Genomic DNA, 21,606 nt, shown 5'->3' with positions numbered 1-21,606 from the left:
TTAATTGGTTTTATCACATCAAACACCCCATTTTTCATATAGTCAAACAAAATAACAACTGTTTAAAATGTACAGTCGCTTTCTTCGCTCAGCTTATTTTGTACCAAACAAACGATCTCCGGCATCACCAAGTCCCGGTACAATATAGCCATGGTCATTTAATTTCTCATCAAGACCTGCGATATAAATATCAACATCTGGATGCGCTTCTTTCAGTGCATCTACGCCTTCTGGAGCTGCAATTAAGCACATGAATTTAATATTGACCGCACCGCGTTTTTTAATAGAATGAATGGCTTCAATCGCTGATCCGCCTGTTGCAAGCATTGGGTCTACAACGATGCATTCTCTTTCTTCTAAATCACTTGGCATTTTCACATAATATTCAACCGGCTTTAATGTTTGTGGATCGCGGTATAAACCAACATGACCTACTTTTGCAGCTGGAATGAGCTTAATAATCCCGTCAACCATTCCAATACCTGCACGCAAAATCGGAACAATGCCTAATTTTTTTCCTGAAAGCATTTTTACTTTTGCTTTACTAACAGGTGTTTGAATTTCTACTTCTTCTAACGGCATATCTCTTGTAATTTCAAAAGCCATTAAAGAGGCTACTTCATCAACAAGTTCGCGAAATTCCTTTGTTCCTGTATTTACATCGCGTATGTAAGCTAATTTATGTTGGATTAACGGGTGATCAAATACATATACTTTTCCCATTTTGCATCTCTCCTTCATTTATGTTACTACTCCATTATTAACATTTTACTAAGCAAATATTAAATATTGATAAAATATGGACGTATGTTTTTCACTTCTAATATTCACATCAACTCATTGTACAGAAAAACCTATCAATCTTCAATAAAGGTTTAAAAGTCTGATTTTTCAAAAAGAAAAAGGACCAGCCTCCACAAGACCATGTTGATATGATCATGTTGTGGAAGCTAGTCCCTTTACGTCACTCTCTTATTTGATTAAAGTGATGGATATAATTGATATTTACCAGAAAGAGCTGCTACACGTTGTCTTGCTTCTTCTAGTTTCGCTTCATCTTCATGGTTTTTCAATACAAGACCAATGATAGACGCAATTTCGTCCATATCTTCTTCTACAAAGCCACGAGAAGTAACCGCAGCTGTACCGATACGAATTCCGCTTGTAACGAATGGTTTTTCCGGATCAAATGGAATCGCATTTTTATTAACCGTAACCCCTACTTCATCCAACACAATCTCAGCTACTTTACCTGTTAAGTTAACCGAACGAACATCTACTAGAAGAAGGTGGTTATCTGTTCCGTCAGAAACAAGTGTAAAGCCTTCTTTTTTCAAGCCTTCGCCAAGACGTTTTGCATTTGCAATAATTTGTTTTCCGTACTCTTTAAAATCGTCTTGAAGTGTTTCACCAAATGCTACAGCTTTCGCAGAGATAACGTGCATTAATGGACCACCTTGAATACCAGGGAAAACTGATTTATCAATTTGCTTACCAAACTCTTCTTTACAAAGAATCATTCCACCACGTGGTCCACGAAGTGTTTTGTGCGTTGTTGTTGTTACGAAATGTGCATGCGGCACTGGACTTGGATGTAAGCCTGTTGCAACAAGACCTGCGATATGCGCCATATCAACCATTAAGTACGCACCTACTTCATCCGCGATTTCACGGAAACGCTTGAAATCGATTTGACGTGGGTAAGCACTTGCACCAGCTACGATTAATTTTGGTTTATGTTCACGTGCTTTTTCTAATACATCGTTATAGTCAATGCGGTGATCTTTTTCATCTACACCATACTCAACAAAGTTGTAGTTTACACCACTGAAGTTTACATGGCTTCCGTGCGTTAAGTGACCACCATGAGAAAGGTTCATTCCAAGAACTGTATCTCCCGTTTTAAGAACTGTAAAGTAAACCGCCATATTCGCTTGTGCTCCAGAGTGAGGTTGTACGTTTACATACTCCGCTCCAAAGATTTGTTTCGCACGGTCGCGAGCTAAATCTTCCACGATATCAACATACTCACAGCCACCATAATAACGTTTACCAGGATAGCCTTCTGCATATTTATTTGTTAATACAGATCCTTGTGCTTCCATTACCGCTTCGCTTACGAAGTTCTCAGAAGCGATTAGCTCGATTTTACTTCTTTGACGACCTAATTCAAGTTGAATCGCCTTAAACACTTGTTCATCTTGTTTTTCTAAAATACTCATTACGTAAAGCCTCCTAAGTTATTGTTGCGGGTATCTTCGCTTTTTTATTTATGGACAACATGCCCTCAAAATAGGCATGAAAAAGCCTACTGCTTAATTATTTCGAAAATTCTACTCCATTTTAACACGTCTTTTTTGGAAACGATAGTCTCTTTTTTGCGAACATTTAAATTTAACAAGAAAAAATCGTTCGTTTTTTCCATCTTCCACCGTTATAATCCTTCCTTATACCGTTATTTTACAACGTGAATTATAAAAATGGGGCGTTGTTGACTTCTGCTCATTTACGTAAAGACAAACGAGCCAAAAATCGTATGGTCAATAATATTGTTTAACAAAGCTGATAAAATAAAACAGAAAAAAGCTGATGCAAACGATTGTCTGCTACAACCCCTTGCCTCAGCTTTATTTAACAACTAGTATTCATGACATCATTCGTATAAACCGCTCTTTCGCCGCCAATTAGTTTCGGACGCGTTTTAGCGAGCGTTACATGAGCGTGTCCAACCTCTTTGATCGATGTTCGAATTGGAACAGCAACATGTTTTACATGCATTCCAATAAATGTATCCCCAATATCGATACCCGCTTCGGCTGTAATATGCTCTACAACAACAGGATTATTTAACTGCTGATAAGCATACGTAGCCATGGAGCCGCCCGCTTTACGAACAGGAACGACAGATACTTCTTCATATCCCCGCTGCTCAGCGATTTCACGCGGTAAAACGAGCGCACGGTTCAAATGTTCACAACATTGAAACGCAAGCCCAACCCCCGCTTGTAGTTGAAAGGCCTGCAACTCACTGTAAACCATTTCAGCTACGGCAAGTGTTCCCTCTGTGCCAATTCGCTTACCGATGACTTCACTTGTACTGCATCCAATCACAAACAAATGCTTGTCATTTAAATGAGCAGCGTTTTGAAATTCTGTTAAAATCGTACGAAGTTGCTCTCTCCACTTGTTCAATTCTATTGAAAAAGAAGCCTCATCCATCATCTAACATGCGCATCCTTTCAAAAATGCTTACTTAATTATTTCCCTTCATAATCAGCAATCTTACCGATACGATTTGCATGGCGCCCGCCTTCAAATTCATTTGTCAGCCAAGCTTGTGCAATTTCACGCGCTAATCCAGGTCCAATAACACGCTCTCCCATAGCTAATACATTGCTGTCATTATGCTGACGTGTTAGTTTTGCACTATACACATCATGCACAAGCGCACAGCGAACACCCTTTACTTTATTCGCAGCAATACTCATTCCAATCCCTGTGCCGCAAATAAGAATACCACGGTCAAATTCTCCTTGAGCTACCTTCTCGGCAACCGGCAGTGCATAATCTGGATAGTCCACTGATGTTGAACATTCACAGCCAAAATCTTCATATGGAATTTGTAATTCATCCATTAATTGTTTAATTTCTTCACGGATTTTAATTCCTCCATGATCTGATGCAATTGCTACTTTCATCCTTATCCCCCTAGATATTTGATATATGTATTGTGTCACAAAAGTATAAAAAGATAAAGAAAAGCAAGAAATCTTATCATGATTTCTTGCTCAACTATTAAATCCGAAATCGAGTAATAGTTTGCTTCAATTTCTCTGCTTGCTCTTTTAAATCTGAAGCTAAACCATCTACATTCTCCATAATTAAAGCTTGATCATGTGTAGTTGTCGTTACTTCCTCTGCTCCTGCTGACGTTTCTTCTGCAATAGCTGCCACTTCCTCCGTTTGCTGAGACGTATGCTCAATGCTCTCCATTTGACGATCGACAAGCTCAGTAATGTCTTGAACTTCCGCTACCACATTGTGAACCTTTTTCGTCATATCTGCAATGACCACATCGGTTTCGGCCCCTTTTTGCGCACCTTCATTGGCAGCTGCCACTTGCTCTGTAATTTGTCTAACAACAACTTGAACTTCATGCTGAATATTTTGAATAAAGCCAGTGATGCCCTGAACCGCTTTCGCACTTTCGTCAGCTAATAAACGAACTTCCTCCGCTACGACCGCAAAGCCTCTCCCATGCTCTCCAGCACGAGCAGCTTCAATGGAGGCATTTAAAGCAAGCAAATTCGTCTGTGCTGCAATATCGCCAACAAGCTCGATAATTTGGCCAATCTTATTTGCATTTTCCTCTAAACGCTTGACCGAATTTAATGATGCTCGATTTTCTTCGGCTAAACTCTCAATTCCTTGTACGAGGGAAGCAATCACTTCTTTACTCTTCATCAGTTCATTCATCATTTCACTTGAAGAAGCAACGGATGCTTTCGCCTTACTTTGTACTTGATGTGCAATCATGGTGACATCTTCCATAGACTGAGCCGTACTCATAATAGAGACAGCTGAAGTATCCGCACCTTTTGAAATATCATCAATTGTAGCTGCAATAGTTTCCGCTTGCTGAGAAGCCTTCTTCGCTTCCTCTGAAATATGGATGACTTTACGATTCGTTTCTTGAAAATTCTCCTCAATGCTTTGAACCATTTCTCTTAAGTTAAACAGCATATGATTGAAAGCAACACCTAGAGAACGAATTTCATCATCGGCCTTCGCTAATTCCACTTCTTCTGTAATATTTCCATTCGCCGCATCTAATGCTACTGCCTCTAATTTGCGCAATGGATTGATAATCACGCCTGCTGCAAAAAAGGCAAGTATACCTGACCAAATAATCCCTAATGATAATGTAATAATAATAAAAGCAACTAAATTCCATTCTGGAAAAAATAATGGTTGTAGAACAAAAATAAACAAACCTGACGTTGTATAAGTAACTAAGGCTACCAATGTAATAAAAATGGCCATTTGTTTTCGTAAGCCGAACTTAAAATGCTTTCTCTCTGCCATTGCTTTTCCCCCTTGTACACGCGCCTATACTCCTAACTTCTTAATTAGTTTAGTAATTAAGGACTCAAGCTCCCTAAATGTTTCTCGATATACATCTTGCGAACCACCATAGGGATCCATAACATCCATATTGGTTATATCGTCATTTACATACTCTTTTAAAGTGAAAACCTTATCCAAAGTTTTTGGGAAAGAATTAATAATGGTGGATTTATGTCCTTCTGTCATCGTAAGAATATGAGTAGCCCACTCCAATTCTTCTTCTGACAACGACATAGAGGAATGATGATGTATAATATTATGCTCACGTAATGTTTTTTCGGCATATACGGAGGCTCCTTGACCTGCAGCTGCATATACACCTGCTGATTTCACCTTAACTCCCGGAATATTCTTGCCTTTTAAAATCGCTTCTGCCATAGGACTTCTACATGTATTCCCTGTACAAACGAAAAGTATTTTAATCATTTTGTTGGACCTCCTTTATTTTTATAATTATACATGACAGCCCTATGAGTGTTATCGATACTTTTGACCTACTTATTATTAAAATGTAACATATTATTACTGTAAAAAACTAGATTTACCCTGTAATTTTTACAGTAATTTCACATTTCCGACATAACCCTTTATTCAACAAACTTCAAAATCCCAGAGCTTATGAGGTTTCTTTATGTATATCGCTCTACTATTGCATCAGCGATTGGGACAACTACATCAAAAGCTTGGTTTCATAGGGATAATTACCTACACCTTTAATCGTAACGTATATCAAGAGCAGAAACAATTCACGCACTATTAAATTTTTATGAACTTTTTTACAACTTTCATTCATCGTTTTAGTTAAACAGTAACAATTTTAGTCCGAAGGCACAAAGAATACTTCCACCTAATATTTCACTGTATAACCCTAAAAGACCTTGAATCTTCCTTCCAATTAATAGCCCGCTCCATGTTAAAATCATCGCCGCCAAACCAAAGCATGTAAGTGCTAAAATGGTCCTCGCTCCATAAATTCCGAGTGTTAGACCAACGGAAAAGCTATCTAAACTCACACTTAAAGCAAATACTAGCAACCCTTTGCCGACCGGTGCAAGCGTAGCACTTTCCCCGCCTTTTATCCCCGAAAACAACATCTGAATTCCAAGAAGAATAAGCAGTATCCCCCCCGCATAAGCAGCAAATGTACCAAATTGTTCCGATAAAAACCGACCGCATATCATACCTAACAGGGGCATCCAGATATGAAAGAACCCAACTGTCAGCCCAATCTTGAATATTTGTTTTAGACGTAATTTAAACATCCCCATACCTAATCCTATAGAAAAGGCATCCATCCCTAACGCAAATGCCATAATGATTAATGTAATCAGTTCACTCATAACAGGCTGCATACGATTCCTCCTCGAATATGCTTGTACTTATACAAGCTATGTACACTGGAGAAAAGTTAGAATTAAAAATGAAACCATAAAAAAGTGAAGCACCCAGCTAATGATGGGCGCTTCACTTTAAAATAAAACCGATTATTGCTCAATAACTTGTTGCCCTGCCGCTTTAAACAAACGATTCATAATCGCTTGACCAATGCCTGCCTGCGGGAACACTTCACTATAAATAATATCCACATGTACATCATCAAATTGCCGCAGTGCATCATATAGACCACTCGCAACTGTGGATAACTCTGCTAAAGATCCTGGAGCTACAATATAGTCTGCTTCATACAACGCTTGATGCTCGCTAGCCGCAAGTAGACCTACTTTCATTCCCTCTGCTCGTTTCTCATTAATCAATTGCTGTATAAAAGCACGCTCACCTTTTACTAATGTAAGTGGTGCCTTTGGGGCATAGTGAGTATATTTCATCCCCGGTGCCTTTGGAGCCTCGTCTTTTTTTACGAACGCTCGGTCTTCTTTTACCTGCCCGATAATCGTTTCTAATTGTTCTTTCGTCACACCACCCGGACGAAGAATGATTGGAATATCTTCTGTACAATCTAATACCGTCGATTCCACGCCTACTCCCGTCGGACCACCATCCACAATACCGGCTATACGACCATATAAATCATCTTGAACATGTTTCGCTAAAGTAGGACTAGGCTTTCCAGATGTATTAGCGCTTGGGGCAGCAATAGGAAGACCACTTGCCTCAATTAATTGATGAGCTACAGCATGATCAGGCATACGAACAGCTACTGTATCTAGTCCAGCTGTAACCGCTGCAGCTAGTGTTCCAGGCTTTTGCTTCAAAATAAGCGTTAAAGGCCCCGGCCAAAATGCAGCCATTAATTGTTTCGCAACAGGCGGAATATCCACGACAATCTCTTCAAGCTGAGATTGAGATGCAATGTGGACAATTAACGGATTATCACTCGGGCGCCCTTTTGCCTCAAACACTTTTTTGACAGCTTCTTCACTTCTCGCATTTGCTCCCAATCCATATACCGTCTCTGTCGGAAAGGCCACTACTTCATTTTTAGTTAATAAATGAGCAGCTTCTATTATCTGTGGATAAGGCTGTGTATTATCCACAGTTTTATCCACTATCCAAAGCTTTGTTTCCACAACTAACACCTTCATTTCATCTTCACATTTCATCTTACTTCAAATTGTTATCAAAACAACAAATATCGACATAAATTATCAACAATTATCCGCTCATACACTTAGAAAGTATAGAAGAATACACCCTATAATACAAATATTATCCACAAACTGTGTATATACTGTGGATAAATATGTCACAGTGACTTTAACAGCTGTGTATATACTGTGGATAAATTTGTGTATAAATCACTTAAAACACTTTAGAAAAGATTTCTGCAAATAACGACTTTTCTACGATTTTTGGCTCTTCTTCTCCATCATATACAGATTGACTGGCGGCCACTACTTTTTGTGCCGGTTCTTTTTGTTGTGGTTCTTCCTCATCATATACAGGTTGATTAGCCGTAACCACTTTTTGTGCTGGTTCTTCTTGTTGTGGTTCTTCCTGATCGTGTACAGGTTGACTTTCGGCAGCCGTTTTTGGCGCGATTTGCTGTTGTTCTTCTTGCTCTTCAACAATTTCCTCAACATTGGCATCGGTCTTATTTTCTTCCACTTGACTATTTTCTGTCTCAGTCGGTTGCACAGACACAGATTCAGCAGGTACTTCTTCCTCTTCAAATGGAGTTTGACTTACTGCTGTCCCATTTGAAAAATCAAGAAAACATAACGGTGGAAATAACACGCACCACCAATTCGCTCCGTCCCCTTCACCTAATGTAATAATAACAGCCTCATAATCACCTGCTGGATATAGATATTGACCATACAGTTTTGTTGGAAATTCTGCTTGGCCAAAATCTACTTGTACCGATTGATTCAATCCTTCCTCAGCCACTACACGCTCAGCCGTTGCCTGAATATCATCTAAATGTGACGTGATCACTTTCCTTGCTTCCTCTAATGACGTTAATTCCGCCACCCATTCTGTAATATCTTTATTCACTTCATCCCGAATTAAGCGTTTAACAGCCTGATCTGCTTCCCGATCACTATTAGCTAGTATTCTTAAACGAATCGCCTCATCCGGAATAACCATCGTATCCGCTTGTGCCGTTTCCTGCTTCGGTATATATAAACTAATAATTGTTCCTATTGTTAAGATTAATAGATATATAATAGCTAAGTTTCGTTTCTTCATTCCTCTCGCCCCCTTGTACCCACAGTCTCACCAATTTTTCCATATCTTAAACTAGTAAATTAATATATTTTCTAAATGGCGAGATGGGAAAGGGGCTTGAAAAACTTCCTCATATAGACCGGCTGTGTAGACAGCTTAGTTCAAAGAGGCTCTCTCATAAAATGAAACTTACGTCAGCAGGGTCTTACAGTGCAGGATAAAAAAGGCTGCCTAAGGAGTCTAGACCAGCCTCGCAAATACCATACGATCTTTTCCGTTTATATCATATTCCACCGATACTTCAGCCTGGCTAAACGCACCGCGTAAAAGCTCGGCTACACGTTCGCCTTGACCCGCACCAACCTCAAAGCCAATTAATCCAGGGATACGCATTACAGACGGCAGTTCTTCCATAAACCGTCGATAAAAATCGAGGCCATCCACACCTGCAAATAGCGCACGATGCGGTTCATGCTCCGTCACCACTTCAGACATCTCCATCCTATCAGCATCTGGAATATAAGGCGGGTTGGACAATAACACATCAAATTTTTGACCTGCTTCTATAAAGGGCTGCAATAAATCTCCCTGAACGAACTGGACATCCGCTTCTAAAGCTTGAGCATTCTGCTTCGCTACTTGCAGGGAAGGACTAGCGATATCCGTTGCTGTGACTCGTAGACGCGGTTCTTCAAGCTTCATGGTAATGGCAATCGCTCCGCTGCCAGTACCTACATCCACTACATGTACCTCTTTATCTTTAGGGAACATCGATTGAATTTTGCGCAGCGTATGATACACTAACTCTTCTGTTTCCGGCCTTGGAATGAGTACCTCTTCATTAACCAAAAACGTTCGTCCATAAAACTCTTCGCTTCCTATAATATATTGAATCGGCATTCCTTCTGCATGTTGTTTGACAGCTTTTTCAAAAGCAGTGAATGCATCGCCCGATAATTCATCACGCAAGCTTGCAAATAGCTGCGAGCGACTCATTTGTAAAATATGCTGCAATAACAACTCCCCAGCATTTGCATCACGACTGTATTCCTTTAAAAAAGAAGAAGCCCAATTGAGGGCTTCGTATACTTTACGCACGGAACTACTCATTAGCTTGCTCCAATTTCGAAGATTGATCTTCTAAAATTAATGCGTCAATCACTTCATCTAGTTTCCCTTCCATAATTTGATCTAACTTTTGAATCGTTAAACCAATACGATGGTCGGTTACGCGATTTTGCGGGAAATTGTACGTACGAATACGTTCCGAACGATCTCCGGTACCAACCGCGAGCTTTCGATTTTGATCGTATTCCGCTTGAGCTTCTCTTTGAAACTTATCATACACACGAGCACGCAATACTTTCATCGCTTTCTCTCTGTTTTTATGCTGCGATTTTTCATCTTGACACGTAACAACGACGCCTGTAGGAATGTGGGTTAACCGAACAGCTGACATCGTCGTATTAACGCTTTGACCACCTGCACCAGAAGATGCATATGTATCAAAACGGATATCTTTATCATGAATTTCAATTTCTACTTCTTCTGTTTCAGGTAAAACGACTACTGTTGCGGTAGACGTATGAATACGGCCGCCTGACTCTGTTTCAGGAACACGTTGAACTCGATGAGCGCCATTTTCAAACTTCAGCTTCGAGTATGCCCCTTGACCATTAATCATAAAGATAATTTCCTTAAAGCCGCCTAAACCTGTTGCATTCGTCTCAATGACTTCCGTTTTCCAACCTTGCATTTCGGCATAACGGCTGTACATGCGGTATAAGTTCCCAGCGAATAAAGCAGCCTCATCCCCACCAGCTGCACCGCGAATTTCCATAATAACGTTTTTATCATCATTTGGGTCTTTTGGAATCAGCAAGATTTTCAATTTCCCTTGAAGCTGTTCTTCTGCTTCCTCTAGCTCACTAAGCTCTTCCTTTACCATGTCTCGCATATCTGCATCCAGCTTCTCTTCAAGCATCGCCTTCGCATCTTGGATTTGTTCTTTTACTGATTTATATTCTTTATATGTCATAACCGTTTCTTGAATATCTGATTGCTCTTTCGAATATTCACGAAGTTTTTTCGAATCATTAATCACTTCCGGATCACTTAATAATTCATTTAACCGTTCATATCTATCTTCCACTGCTTGTAATCGATCAAACACGCTTATTCACCTCATTATGTTCTCTGCCATACACCAAGAACTCGACTTTGTAATCACACTTCTTTCATTATAGTATATGCAAATAATGAACGTCAAAGAGATTCAAATGAACTGCAAACAATCCTGAAAAACGAAACGAGCATCCAGAACATGTCCTTCCCATATATAAAAAGCTGATCTCCCTTAGCGCAGGAAAAATCAGCTTTATCGTGGAATATTCTTTATTTCTCGCTTATTTTCAAAGTTATAGCGGTGGATTAGCATGACACTTCCTACAAACTGGATAATAGGTATCATTCCCGCCAATTTGTATTTGGTCCCCTACGTAAACCGGTTTTCCTTGTTCGTCTACTCTTAAATTCATAATAGCTTTTCTATGGCAGAACCAGCATATGGTTTTCATTTCTTCAATTTTATCAGCGTATATCAATAAATAGCGACTTCCTTCAAATAACTCATTTTGGAAATCATTTTTAAGACCAAATCCCATAACAGGAATATCTAACTCATCGACGATTTCTGTTAATTGCAGAACATGCTCTTTTTTTAAGAACTGCACCTCATCTACTAATACACAATACGGCTTTTCAGCATGCTCTTTAACGATATTAACAATATTCGTTTCATCAAAAATAGGAATCGCTTTTCTTTTTAGTCCTATTCTACTCGAAACATGCCCTACTTCATCCCTTGTATCAATACCAGAAGTAAACATTAAGACCGGCTTATTTTGTTCTTCATAATTGTACGCTACTTTTAAAATTTCAATAGACTTCCCGCTGTTCATAGCCCCGTATTTAAAAAATAATTGTGCCATTCGAATCCTCCTTGCTCACTTACTTCACAGCATACCGAATTATTCGCTTTCTATCCATTTTACCGAGCCAAATACAAAAATCCCTTTTCATTTATCCGTTTAAGGCCATAAAAAAACAGGCAAGATAATGCACTTGCCTGTTTTTTAACTTCACCTTATGATTTAAGGCCGTATTTTTTGTTGAAACGGTCAACACGTCCGCCAGCTTCAGCGAATTTTTGACGTCCAGTGTAGAATGGATGACATTCAGAACAAGTCTCAACTCGGATCTCTTCTTTTACTGAACCTGTTTCAAATGTGTTACCACAAGAGCAAATAACTTTTGCAGCTTTATAATTTGGATGGATTCCAGCTTTCATTCTTTTCAGCTCCTTCTGCCCTGAATCTTGCGAAACAGAGTTATATTAACCAAGATGTGATTGCAATAACCACACATTTATTGTAAAAACACATGAATCTATTATAACAAGTCTATGGGCGTTGTGCAAGTAGTTTCATGAATGCTCTCGACTAAGAGCGTTTTGCACTCGCAACTCCCTTTTTCATTTCTTCATCTAACTTGCTAAAAAATTCTTCATTGCTCTTCGTTTGTCTTAAGCGACGCAAGAACTTCTCAGCAAAATCAGGCGAATCAGACATCGTTTTACGGATAGCCCACAGCTTGTCTAAATGTTCTTTCGGAATCAGAAGCTCTTCCTTCCTTGTTCCAGAACGTCTAATATCAATCGCTGGGAAAATACGTCTTTCTGCCAATGAACGATCTAGATGAAGCTCCATGTTACCTGTCCCTTTAAATTCTTCATAAATAACATCATCCATACGCGAACCTGTATCGACTAATGCCGTAGCTAAAATCGTTAGACTGCCGCCCTCTTCAATATTACGCGCAGCACCAAAGAATCGTTTTGGTCGATGGAAAGCTGCTGGATCAATCCCTCCGGACAATGTACGGCCACTTGGTGGAATCACAAGGTTATAGGCACGAGCCAAACGCGTAATACTATCCATTAAAATAATAACATCGCGTTTATGCTCCACTAAACGCATCGCACGTTCCAGCACAAGTTCAGCTACTTTAATATGATTTTCAGGCACTTCATCAAACGTTGAACTTACAACATCGCCCGCTACTGAACGCTCAATATCCGTTACCTCTTCCGGACGCTCATCAATAAGTAAAACAATCAATTCCGCATCAGGATGGTTCGTTGTAATGGAATTAGCAATTTCTTTAATGAGCATCGTTTTCCCTGCTTTTGGGGGGGCAACAATTAAACCACGTTGACCAAATCCAACAGGAGCTAACACATCCATAATTCTTGTTGATAAGTTTCTAGGAGTCGTTTCCAACTTAATTTGACGATTTGGATATAACGGCGTTAAGCCAGGGAAATGCACACGCTCTTTAGCGGACTCCGGATTATCTCCATTAACCGCCTCCACGTGCAAGAGCCCATAATAACGCTCGTTTTCCTTCGGTGGACGTACTTTTCCCGATACTTTATCCCCATTACGTAAATCAAATCTACGAATTTGCGACGCAGAAATATAAATATCTTCCGAACTAGGAGAATAATTAATCGGACGTAAGAAGCCAAATCCCTCTGAAGGAATAATTTCTAATACACCCTCCATAAACAGCAGTCCGTCTTGTTCAGCTTGAGCCTTCAAAATAGCAAAAATCAGTTCCTTCTTCGAGAGCTTGCTGTAATAAGACACTTTATACTGACGTGCGTGCTCATATAGATCTTTTAGTTTCATGTTTTCTAAATTAGAAATAGTTAAATTCATTCTGACACCACACTTTAGTTAATTAGACATATTTCACCCATACTGAAAAAAGAAATGATTAATGGATAGAAAGAAAAACCACAATCTTGTACCTGAATCGGCTTTTCTCTTTTAGAAAGGATGATACACTCTCACTTTAATGAAGAAATAAATGGAAGGCTTCTTGAAGTTAGGAGTTAAAGGTAGAATATTTTTTTATATCATAGGAAATTAAGTTTTATTGTACTTCCTTTAAATTAAATATTCAACTTAAAAAATTTTTATAGGGAAAGCGAGCGATCATCATCGCCCGCTTTTTCATAAATAACATGCAAATATTTTAATGATTCAATTATCCCACAAAACCGTTTGGTTTAATCGCAATGCTGTGACGTCCTTCAACAAAACGAACAGTACCTGATTTTGCACGCATAACAACTGAATGAGTTGAACCGTAATGTCCTTTAAATTGAACACCGCGTAACAATTCTCCATCCGTTACCCCTGTTGCTGCGAAAATAGCATCATCACCGCGAACAAGATCTTCCATACGGAGAACTTTATTTACATCAAGGCCCATTTTCCCGCAACGAATTAATTCTTCATCACTCTGCGGAAGTAATTTCCCTTGGAGTTCTCCACCTAAGCATTTTAATGCAACGGCAGAAATAACACCTTCTGGAGCTCCGCCTGAACCGAATAAAATATCGACACCTGTTTGATCAAAAGCTGTATTAATCGCCGCAGCTACATCACCATCATTAATGAGCTTAATCCGCGCTCCCGCTTCGCGCAGTTCATGAATAATTTTAGCATGACGATCGCGATTTAAAACAGTCGCTACTACATCTTGAATGTCTTTATTTTTTGCTTTGGCAACAGCTTTCAAGTTATCCAAAACAGATGCATTTATATCAATCTGCCCAACCGCTTCCGGCCCAACAGCGATTTTATCCATATACATATCAGGAGCATGAAGAAGATTGCCTTGATCAGCGACAGCTAGCACGGCTAATGCATTCCAACTACCAGATGCAACGATATTCGTTCCTTCTAAAGGATCTACAGCTATATCAACTAAAGGGCCAATTCCCGTCCCTAATTTCTCGCCGATATATAACATAGGAGCTTCGTCCATTTCACCTTCTCCGATAACGACCGTTCCTTGCATAGGAATCGTATTAAATACATCACGCATTGCTGTAGTGGCAGCATCATCTGCTTCGTTTTTCTTTCCGCGTCCCATCCAACGTGCAGAAGATAAAGCTGCTGCTTCTGTAACGCGAACAAGCTCCATTGATAAGCTTCTTTCCATTACTGGTTCCTCCTCAGTGTTCACTAACATATATGACTTTTTATATTTCTATACCAACAATAGTATAACACATTATATCATATACGATAACACAATAAGAGAAGAATTCAGCTTTTTAGCTGTTCTACTTCTTCTTGCGTCATTTTTTCACGCCAAATAGTCGCCCCAAGTCCCGAAAGCTTCTCTACTAAATGACTATATCCACGATCAATATGCTCAAGTCCTGTTACTTCAGTCACCCCTTCGGCCATAAGACCTGCAATAACAAGAGCAGCACCTGCTCGTAAATCGCTCGCTTTGACCTTCGCACCTTGCAACTGAACAGAACCGTCAATAATCGCGGATCTTCCTTCGACTTTAATCTTTCCATTCATTCGACGAAGTTCATCAATATGCTTAAAGCGAGCACCATAAATCGTATCTGTGACAATGCTTGAACCGTTAGCCCTCGTTAATAAAGAGGTAAATGGCTGCTGTAAGTCCGTTGGAAAACCAGGATATACAAGCGTCTTAATATCAACAGCTTTCAATCCCTCTCCTCGTGAAACAAACATTTGATCATCTGCCACTTCAATCTGAACACCTGCTTCACGAAGTTTAGCTGTAACAGATTCGAGATGCTGCGGAATCACATTATCGATTAAAATCCCTTCCCCTACGGCTGCTGCCAAAATCATAAACGTCCCCGCTTCAATTCGGTCTGGAATAATCGTATGGCGGCAACCATGCAGATGCTCTACTCCGTCAATGCGAATAATATCCGTTCCCGCTCCTTTAATTTTGGCACCCATGTTCGTTAGTAACGTAGCAACATCAATGATTTCCGGCTCTTTTGCTGCATTTTCAATCACGGTTCTTCCTTTTGCCAAAACAGCAGCCAACATAATATTAATCGTAGCCCCAACACTTACGACATCAAGGTAAATACGAGCTCCTTGTAATTCATCTGCTCGCAAATAAATGGCACCTTGTTCATTTGTTACTTTAGCCCCTAGTGCTTCAAATCCCTTAATGTGCTGATCGATTGGGCGAGGACCTAAATGACAGCCGCCAGGGAGACCGATAACAGCCTTTTTAAATTTCCCAAGCATAGCCCCCATTAAATAGTAAGAGGCACGAAGCTTTTTCACACGCCCGTTTGGTAATGGCATAGAAACCATCTGTCTAGGATCTACCGTCATTTCTCCATCTTCAAAACGAACTTGTCCACCGATTTCTTCCATTAACGCTTGTAATGTTTGCACATCCGAAATATCTGGTAACCCTTCAATCGTCACAGGAGAATCCGCTAAAATAGTTGCAGGTATTAGAGCAACTGCGCTGTTTTTAGCACCGCTTACACGAATGCTTCCTTTCAAAGGATAACCGCCAGCTATTTTTAATTTTTCCATATTAAACTCCCTTCTACGCTAAGCACTGAAGAAGATATTTTAAATAGTTATTTTTTCCAATTGACATGTGCAAAAATCGACAAATTTATTTTTTCATTTTATTAGTGTGCACAAAAATGGCAAATTCATGTAAGAAATTAAGAAAAAATAAAAAGAAAACTCGTCGATTGGCTCGCTTTTAGGTAACCTGAAGCGTAGTTGCCCGTATACGATTTCCTAAACTAAGCGACTACGTCAAAATGACTTCTATACGATTATATAAAAATCGCACAAAATACCATGGCTTAGCGAGAAAGATTCTTATTGTTCTGTACGTGAGCTCCAGTCCTTAAGAAATGCTTCAATCCCTTTGTCGGTTAATGGGTGATTGAATAATTGTAGAATAACTTTATAAGGAACTGTTGCAATATGCGCACCTTTTAAAGCAGCTTCTGTAATATGCATTGGATGACGAATAGATGCTGCGATAATTTCCGTTTGAATATCATGAATAGCAAAAATATCTGCAATATCTGAAATGAGTTGTAAGCCATTTTGCCCGATATCATCTAAACGACCAAGGAATGGTGACACATAAGTAGCCCCTGCTCTAGCCGCTAACAGCGCTTGGTTGGCACTGAAAATAAGCGTAACATTTGTCTTAACTCCTTTTTTCGAAAGAGCCGCTACCGTTTTTAAACCATCTGGAGTCATCGGCACTTTAATCGTGATATTTGGAGCGATGGCCGTTAGCTCTTCTGCTTCCTTCATCATTCCTTCAAAATCAAGAGCAATAACCTCTGCAGATACAGAATCTTTCACTAAGCTTGTAATTTCTTTTAAACGATCATGAAACGAAACGCCTTTTTCCTTTGCTACTAGTGATGGATTCGTTGTTACACCTGCTAAAACCCCTAAAGCATGTGCTTCACGAATTTCTTCAATATTTGCTGTATCAATAAAAAATTTCATGAGTAAGCCTCCAATAAGTAAGTAATTGATAACAAAGTCCTTTCATGCTAAATGAACGTAACTCCTGCATGAAAGGACATAAGATAGGTTATTAAAAAAGATTACGCTTTTCCGTTTGAACCAAATTCACGAATCTTTCCAATAACAGTTTCTTTAATCGCTTCACGTCCAGGTCCGATAAATTTACGAGGATCGTATACTTTTGCATCCTTATTCAAAATATCACGAACTACTTTCGTAAAGACGATTTGATTTTCTGTATTTACATTGATCTTAGATGTTCCAAGTGAGATTGCTTTTTGGATATCTTTCGTAGGAATGCCCGTACCACCGTGCAGCACTAATGGAATTTTCGTTAAATCACGAACCTCTTCCATTTCTTTATATCCAAGGTTTGGTTCACCTTTATAAGGGCCGTGAACAGACCCAAGTGCTGGAGCAAAGCAGTCTACATTTGTTTCTTTTACTAATTGTTCACACTCTTTTGGATCGGCATAAATAACACCTTCAGCCACAACGTCATCTTCTTGTCCGCCAACTGTTCCTACTTCCGCTTCTACAGATACGTTACGTGCATGTGCATATTCCACCACTTGCTTTGTTGTACTAATATTTTCTTCAATCGGATGATGAGACGCATCAATCATGACAGATGTGAAACCAGCATCGATTGCTTCTTTACACTTCTCAAAGCTTGATCCATGATCTAAATGAATCGCAACAGGAACTGTAATATTCATATCTTCTAGTAAACCTTTAACAAGCATTACAGTCGTTTTAAATCCACCCATGTAGCGGGCAGCTCCCTCAGATACTCCTAGAATAACCGGGGACTTTTCTTCTTCTGCCGCAGCTAAAATGGCTTGTGTCCATTCTAAATTATTAATGTTGAATTGCCCCACTGCATATTTTTCTGCAAGTGCTTTGTTCAACATTTCTTTCATTGAAACTAAAGGCATGTTTGTTCCTCCTATGTAAATAAAAATCTAAGTGTTTTTTACAACATGTATCCAATCTCTAGCTATACCCTTAAATGACTCTGGTCAATCGCTTAGAGTTCATGTTTTTTCTCTTTTAGCATATCAATACATGAAAAAAACAGCAACAAATACCCCATGTTTATTTACTTACTTTTAGGCTATATTTTATTATTGCTTATTCTCGCTCCGGCATCTTGAAAGACGTGAGAAACTGCTTTTCATAGCAACACGGCTGTTCTTTTTCATAAGGACAGCCGTGTTGTTATGGTTAGAAAGAGCTAAAAGCATGTCCATATACCGTTTCATCCTCATGGGAAACACTTATTGAACATTGTCGAATTAATTAGATTGAATTGGTAAATAATCCCGGACAGCTTTTCTTATATCATCAATATCAAATGGTTTAGCAAAATGAGTAATGGCTCCTAATTCTTTCGCTTCCTGAATCATATCGAGTTCTCCATAAGCTGTCATAATAATCACTCGAATCTCAGGTTTAATTTTCTTTACTCGTTTTAAAATTTCAATGCCATCCATACCTGGAATTTTCATATCTAATAAAACTAAATCAGGATCATGTTGGTGAACGATTTCGAGTGCCTGTACACCGTTTGCTGCTTGATAAGTTTCATACCCTTCTCGAACCATAACTTCATTTAACAAAATCCTAATTCCAAATTGATCGTCGACAATTAAGATTTTCGCCGCCATACTACCACCTCTTCTTTATCTCCTGATTTTTCGTACAAACTATTCTCTCGCTTCATAATTCGCTAATAATAATAAAATTCCTGCATTAGCACATTAGTAATATACATTAACATTTATCACTATTTTATCCTTTTTCTCCATAATGTACAGACAAAATCATTCAATTCGTGAAAAACTGCAATTTCTGATAGTATGAAAAGAAAAAATGAAAGGAAGCTTATATACTCCATGTTGAAAATATTTTCTACTCAAATTAATGGGTTATTTAAAAAAATGATGGACCATGAAGAATTTAATATAGAAGATGCCGCTCGGCTCCTAGCTCAAGCCGTTATCGGTGAGGGATCCATTTATATATATGGATTTGAAGAAATGGACGGTGTAACGAGGGAGGCCTTAAGTGGCGTTGAACCTTTACCTGCAGCAAAGGTCTATCATCTTGATGAAGCACTAACACTCGGCTCTGAAGATCGTTTCTTATTGTTCAGTCGATTCTCTAACGACCCGGAAGCCATTCGATTAGCACAACGATTACAACAAGCGGACATCCCTTTTGTTGCTGTATCGACCGTTGTTGAAGCAGAAGGCGATTCTCTCGCTACACTCGCTGATGTGCATATTGATTTACGCGTACAACGAGGATTAATTCCAGATGAATTAGGCAATCGAGTCGGCTACCCTACTTTATTAATCGCTTTATTCGCTTACTATGGCATTAAATTCACCATAGAGGAAATTTTACAGGAGTATCAGTGAATTGACGGAATTCCTCCTGAGAACAAACAGATAAAGAGGCTGTCCAATTGGACAGCCTCTTGTTATTTTTTTACGCGTTTTCGCTGCGTTGTAATGCCGTGCCAACAAAGTCACGGAATAGCGGCTGCGGGCGATTTGGACGTGAAATAAACTCTGGATGGAATTGTGATGCTACGAACCAAGGATGATCTGTCAACTCTACGATTTCTACTAGACGTCCGTCTGGGCTTGTACCAGAGAAGACAAAACCAGCTTTCTCCATCTGTGGACGATATTCATTATTGAATTCATAGCGATGACGGTGACGTTCGTAAACAACAGCTTCTTTATATGCTTCAAACGCTTTTGTTCCTTCTGTCAATTTACATGGGTATAATCCAAGACGAAGCGTTCCACCTAAATCTTCCACATCTTTTTGTTCAGGAAGCAAGTCGATAATTGGATTTTTTGTCTCTGGCTTAATTTCCGCTGAATGTGCATCCGGTAAGTTTAATACGTTGCGCGCATACTCAATAGATGCTAGCTGCATACCTAAGCAAATGCCAAGGAACGGAACTTTATTGACACGTGCATATTCAATCGCCACAATTTTCCCTTCAATTCCACGGTCACCGAAGCCACCTGGAACAAGAATACCATCTGCACTTTGAAGCAATTCTGCCGCATTTTCTTTCGTAACATGTTCAGAGTTAATCCAATCGATTTCAATATCCGCATCGAAAGAATAGCCGGCATGTTTTAATGCTTCTACAACAGAAAGGTAAGCATCTTGTAATTCAACATATTTCCCAACAAGAGCAATTTTTGTTTTCTTTGTAAGAGATGTTACTTTTGCTACAAGCTCTTTCCAATCTTCCATATCCGCTTGACCACAATCTAATTTCAAATGGTCACAGACGATTTGGTCCATGTTTTGTTCTTGCAATGAAAGTGGAATCGAGTATAGCGTATCTGCATCTTGACATTCAATAACAGAATCTTTGTCAATATCACAGAATAACGCTAATTTATCTTTCATATCTTGTGAAATAGGTTGCTCGGTACGCACAACAATAATGTTTGGTTGAATACCTAAACTACGAAGTTCTTTTACACTATGCTGAGTTGGTTTTGTTTTTAATTCACCCGCTGCTTTGATATATGGAACAAGCGTACAGTGAATGTACATTACATTATCACGACCAATATCACTCTTAATTTGACGGATCGCTTCTAGGAATGGAAGAGACTCGATATCCCCTACAGTTCCTCCAATTTCTGTAATAACAACATCAGCATTCGTTTCTTTTCCAGAACGGAAAACACGATCTTTAATTTCATTTGTAATATGTGGAATAACTTGAACTGTTCCACCTAAATAATCACCGCGACGTTCCTTTTTCAACACAGTTGAGTAAATTTTACCTGTTGTTACGTTACTATGTTTACCTAGGTTAATATCGATAAAACGCTCATAGTGGCCTAAGTCTAAATCTGTTTCTGCTCCATCATCTGTTACGAATACTTCTCCGTGCTGATACGGACTCATAGTACCTGGATCCAAGTTAATGTATGGATCAAATTTTTGAATAGTTACATTTAATCCTCTATTTTTTAAAAGTCTCCCTAAAGAAGAAGCTGTAATCCCTTTACCTAGGGAAGAAACTACTCCACCTGTTACAAAAATATATTTGGTCATGATATGTCCTCCTCTTAAAGTTATCAACCAATGCTGTTGATTTAATTACTGCTCAGATGCTTACCCAGCAACGCGCACATCCTCTGTTCATCCTACAACTTCCACTCGGCTTCCTACCTAGTTTCTACTTCTTTAAAAAATTCATTTGAAAAAATAAAAAAATGATGTCATTGTTCATTCCATCATCTGTAGTCCATTACCGATTAAAAGCTGTACATATACTAGCAGCTCTTGTTTTACCTATACTAACTTACTCAGCCCATTACAAGCCAAGCAGTACAAGACAATTACACTGTGTTATATAGCG

The 21,606-nt window shown here is 39.1% G+C and carries 21 protein-coding genes; 1 reads left to right on the top strand and 20 read right to left on the bottom strand.

The window, feature by feature from the left end; genetic code table 11:
* Positions 1 to 93 precede the first annotated feature (93 nt).
* The 19 genes from upp to ACE199_RS13040 form a co-directional block, all read right to left on the bottom strand.
* Entirely contained in the window at positions 94 to 723 is a 630-nt protein-coding gene (gene upp / locus ACE199_RS13130) for a uracil phosphoribosyltransferase (RefSeq protein ID WP_119115792.1), read from the bottom strand.
* A gap of 257 nt (positions 724 to 980) precedes the next feature.
* Positions 981 to 2,222, bottom strand: coding sequence for a serine hydroxymethyltransferase (glyA, locus tag ACE199_RS13125; RefSeq protein ID WP_375350166.1), 1,242 nt, complete (start codon positions 2,220 to 2,222; stop codon positions 981 to 983).
* Positions 2,223 to 2,631: 409 nt separating this feature from the next.
* The gene (locus tag ACE199_RS13120; RefSeq protein WP_375350205.1) at positions 2,632 to 3,219 is read right to left on the bottom strand and encodes a TIGR01440 family protein; all 588 of its coding nucleotides are present in this window, start codon (positions 3,217 to 3,219) and stop codon (positions 2,632 to 2,634) included.
* A gap of 38 nt (positions 3,220 to 3,257) precedes the next feature.
* Complete coding sequence (gene rpiB / locus ACE199_RS13115; RefSeq protein WP_127762211.1) at positions 3,258 to 3,698, bottom strand: ribose 5-phosphate isomerase B; 441 nt, start codon at positions 3,696 to 3,698, stop codon at positions 3,258 to 3,260.
* Between the two features lie 97 nt (positions 3,699 to 3,795).
* A complete protein-coding gene (locus ACE199_RS13110) occupies positions 3,796 to 5,085 on the bottom strand; it encodes a methyl-accepting chemotaxis protein (RefSeq protein WP_375350165.1) in 1,290 nt (429 codons plus the stop codon).
* 24 nt (positions 5,086 to 5,109) lie between these two features.
* Positions 5,110 to 5,553 (bottom strand): low molecular weight protein arginine phosphatase, encoded by a 444-nt coding sequence (locus ACE199_RS13105; RefSeq protein ID WP_375350164.1) that lies wholly within the window; start codon positions 5,551 to 5,553, stop codon positions 5,110 to 5,112.
* Positions 5,554 to 5,924: 371 nt separating this feature from the next.
* Complete coding sequence (locus ACE199_RS13100; RefSeq protein WP_375350163.1) at positions 5,925 to 6,479, bottom strand: manganese efflux pump MntP; 555 nt, start codon at positions 6,477 to 6,479, stop codon at positions 5,925 to 5,927.
* A 132-nt stretch (positions 6,480 to 6,611) separates the two neighbouring features.
* Positions 6,612 to 7,655: an L-threonylcarbamoyladenylate synthase gene (locus ACE199_RS13095; RefSeq protein ID WP_375350162.1), complete on the bottom strand. Its 1,044-nt coding sequence runs from the start codon at positions 7,653 to 7,655 to the stop codon at positions 6,612 to 6,614.
* A 232-nt stretch (positions 7,656 to 7,887) separates the two neighbouring features.
* The gene (gene spoIIR, locus ACE199_RS13090; RefSeq protein WP_375350161.1) at positions 7,888 to 8,778 is read right to left on the bottom strand and encodes a stage II sporulation protein R; all 891 of its coding nucleotides are present in this window, start codon (positions 8,776 to 8,778) and stop codon (positions 7,888 to 7,890) included.
* A gap of 219 nt (positions 8,779 to 8,997) precedes the next feature.
* Complete coding sequence (gene prmC / locus ACE199_RS13085) at positions 8,998 to 9,867, bottom strand: peptide chain release factor N(5)-glutamine methyltransferase (protein WP_375350160.1); 870 nt, start codon at positions 9,865 to 9,867, stop codon at positions 8,998 to 9,000.
* A complete protein-coding gene (prfA, locus tag ACE199_RS13080; protein ID WP_127762218.1) occupies positions 9,860 to 10,930 on the bottom strand; it encodes a peptide chain release factor 1 in 1,071 nt (356 codons plus the stop codon). Before prfA ends, prmC begins: the two co-directional genes overlap by 8 nt.
* Before the next feature lie 244 nt (positions 10,931 to 11,174).
* Positions 11,175 to 11,747, bottom strand: coding sequence for a thymidine kinase (locus tag ACE199_RS13075; protein WP_252292080.1), 573 nt, complete (start codon positions 11,745 to 11,747; stop codon positions 11,175 to 11,177).
* 155 nt (positions 11,748 to 11,902) lie between these two features.
* Positions 11,903 to 12,106, bottom strand: coding sequence for a 50S ribosomal protein L31 (gene rpmE, locus ACE199_RS13070; protein WP_127762220.1), 204 nt, complete (start codon positions 12,104 to 12,106; stop codon positions 11,903 to 11,905).
* Positions 12,107 to 12,257: 151 nt separating this feature from the next.
* Positions 12,258 to 13,538, bottom strand: coding sequence for a transcription termination factor Rho (gene rho / locus ACE199_RS13065; protein ID WP_119115803.1), 1,281 nt, complete (start codon positions 13,536 to 13,538; stop codon positions 12,258 to 12,260).
* A gap of 331 nt (positions 13,539 to 13,869) precedes the next feature.
* The gene (gene glpX, locus ACE199_RS13060) at positions 13,870 to 14,832 is read right to left on the bottom strand and encodes a class II fructose-bisphosphatase (protein ID WP_252287570.1); all 963 of its coding nucleotides are present in this window, start codon (positions 14,830 to 14,832) and stop codon (positions 13,870 to 13,872) included.
* A 107-nt stretch (positions 14,833 to 14,939) separates the two neighbouring features.
* Positions 14,940 to 16,223 carry a UDP-N-acetylglucosamine 1-carboxyvinyltransferase gene (locus ACE199_RS13055; RefSeq protein ID WP_375350159.1) on the bottom strand — a complete coding sequence of 428 codons (1,284 nt, stop codon included), beginning with the start codon at positions 16,221 to 16,223 and terminating at the stop codon, positions 14,940 to 14,942.
* Between the two features lie 300 nt (positions 16,224 to 16,523).
* Complete coding sequence (fsa, locus tag ACE199_RS13050; protein WP_375350158.1) at positions 16,524 to 17,174, bottom strand: fructose-6-phosphate aldolase; 651 nt, start codon at positions 17,172 to 17,174, stop codon at positions 16,524 to 16,526.
* A gap of 101 nt (positions 17,175 to 17,275) precedes the next feature.
* Positions 17,276 to 18,133 (bottom strand): class II fructose-bisphosphate aldolase, encoded by an 858-nt coding sequence (locus ACE199_RS13045; RefSeq protein ID WP_127762224.1) that lies wholly within the window; start codon positions 18,131 to 18,133, stop codon positions 17,276 to 17,278.
* A 360-nt stretch (positions 18,134 to 18,493) separates the two neighbouring features.
* Positions 18,494 to 18,865 (bottom strand): response regulator, encoded by a 372-nt coding sequence (locus tag ACE199_RS13040; RefSeq protein ID WP_375350156.1) that lies wholly within the window; start codon positions 18,863 to 18,865, stop codon positions 18,494 to 18,496.
* Between the two features lie 228 nt (positions 18,866 to 19,093).
* Between ACE199_RS13040 and ACE199_RS13035 the strand changes: the two genes are divergently transcribed.
* Positions 19,094 to 19,621 (top strand): DUF2529 domain-containing protein, encoded by a 528-nt coding sequence (locus tag ACE199_RS13035; protein WP_375350154.1) that lies wholly within the window; start codon positions 19,094 to 19,096, stop codon positions 19,619 to 19,621.
* Between the two features lie 70 nt (positions 19,622 to 19,691).
* Here the strand turns inward: ACE199_RS13035 and ACE199_RS13030 are convergent, their stop codons facing one another.
* Positions 19,692 to 21,299: a CTP synthase gene (locus ACE199_RS13030; protein WP_127762226.1), complete on the bottom strand. Its 1,608-nt coding sequence runs from the start codon at positions 21,297 to 21,299 to the stop codon at positions 19,692 to 19,694.
* Positions 21,300 to 21,606: the final 307 nt, after the last annotated feature.

Source organism: Peribacillus sp. Hz7 (assembly GCF_042136355.1).
GTDB lineage: Bacteria > Bacillota > Bacilli > Bacillales > DSM-1321 > Peribacillus > Peribacillus asahii_A.
The sequence above is the reverse complement of the archived record's forward strand: the minus strand, read 5'-3'. Positions and strand labels throughout refer to the sequence as shown.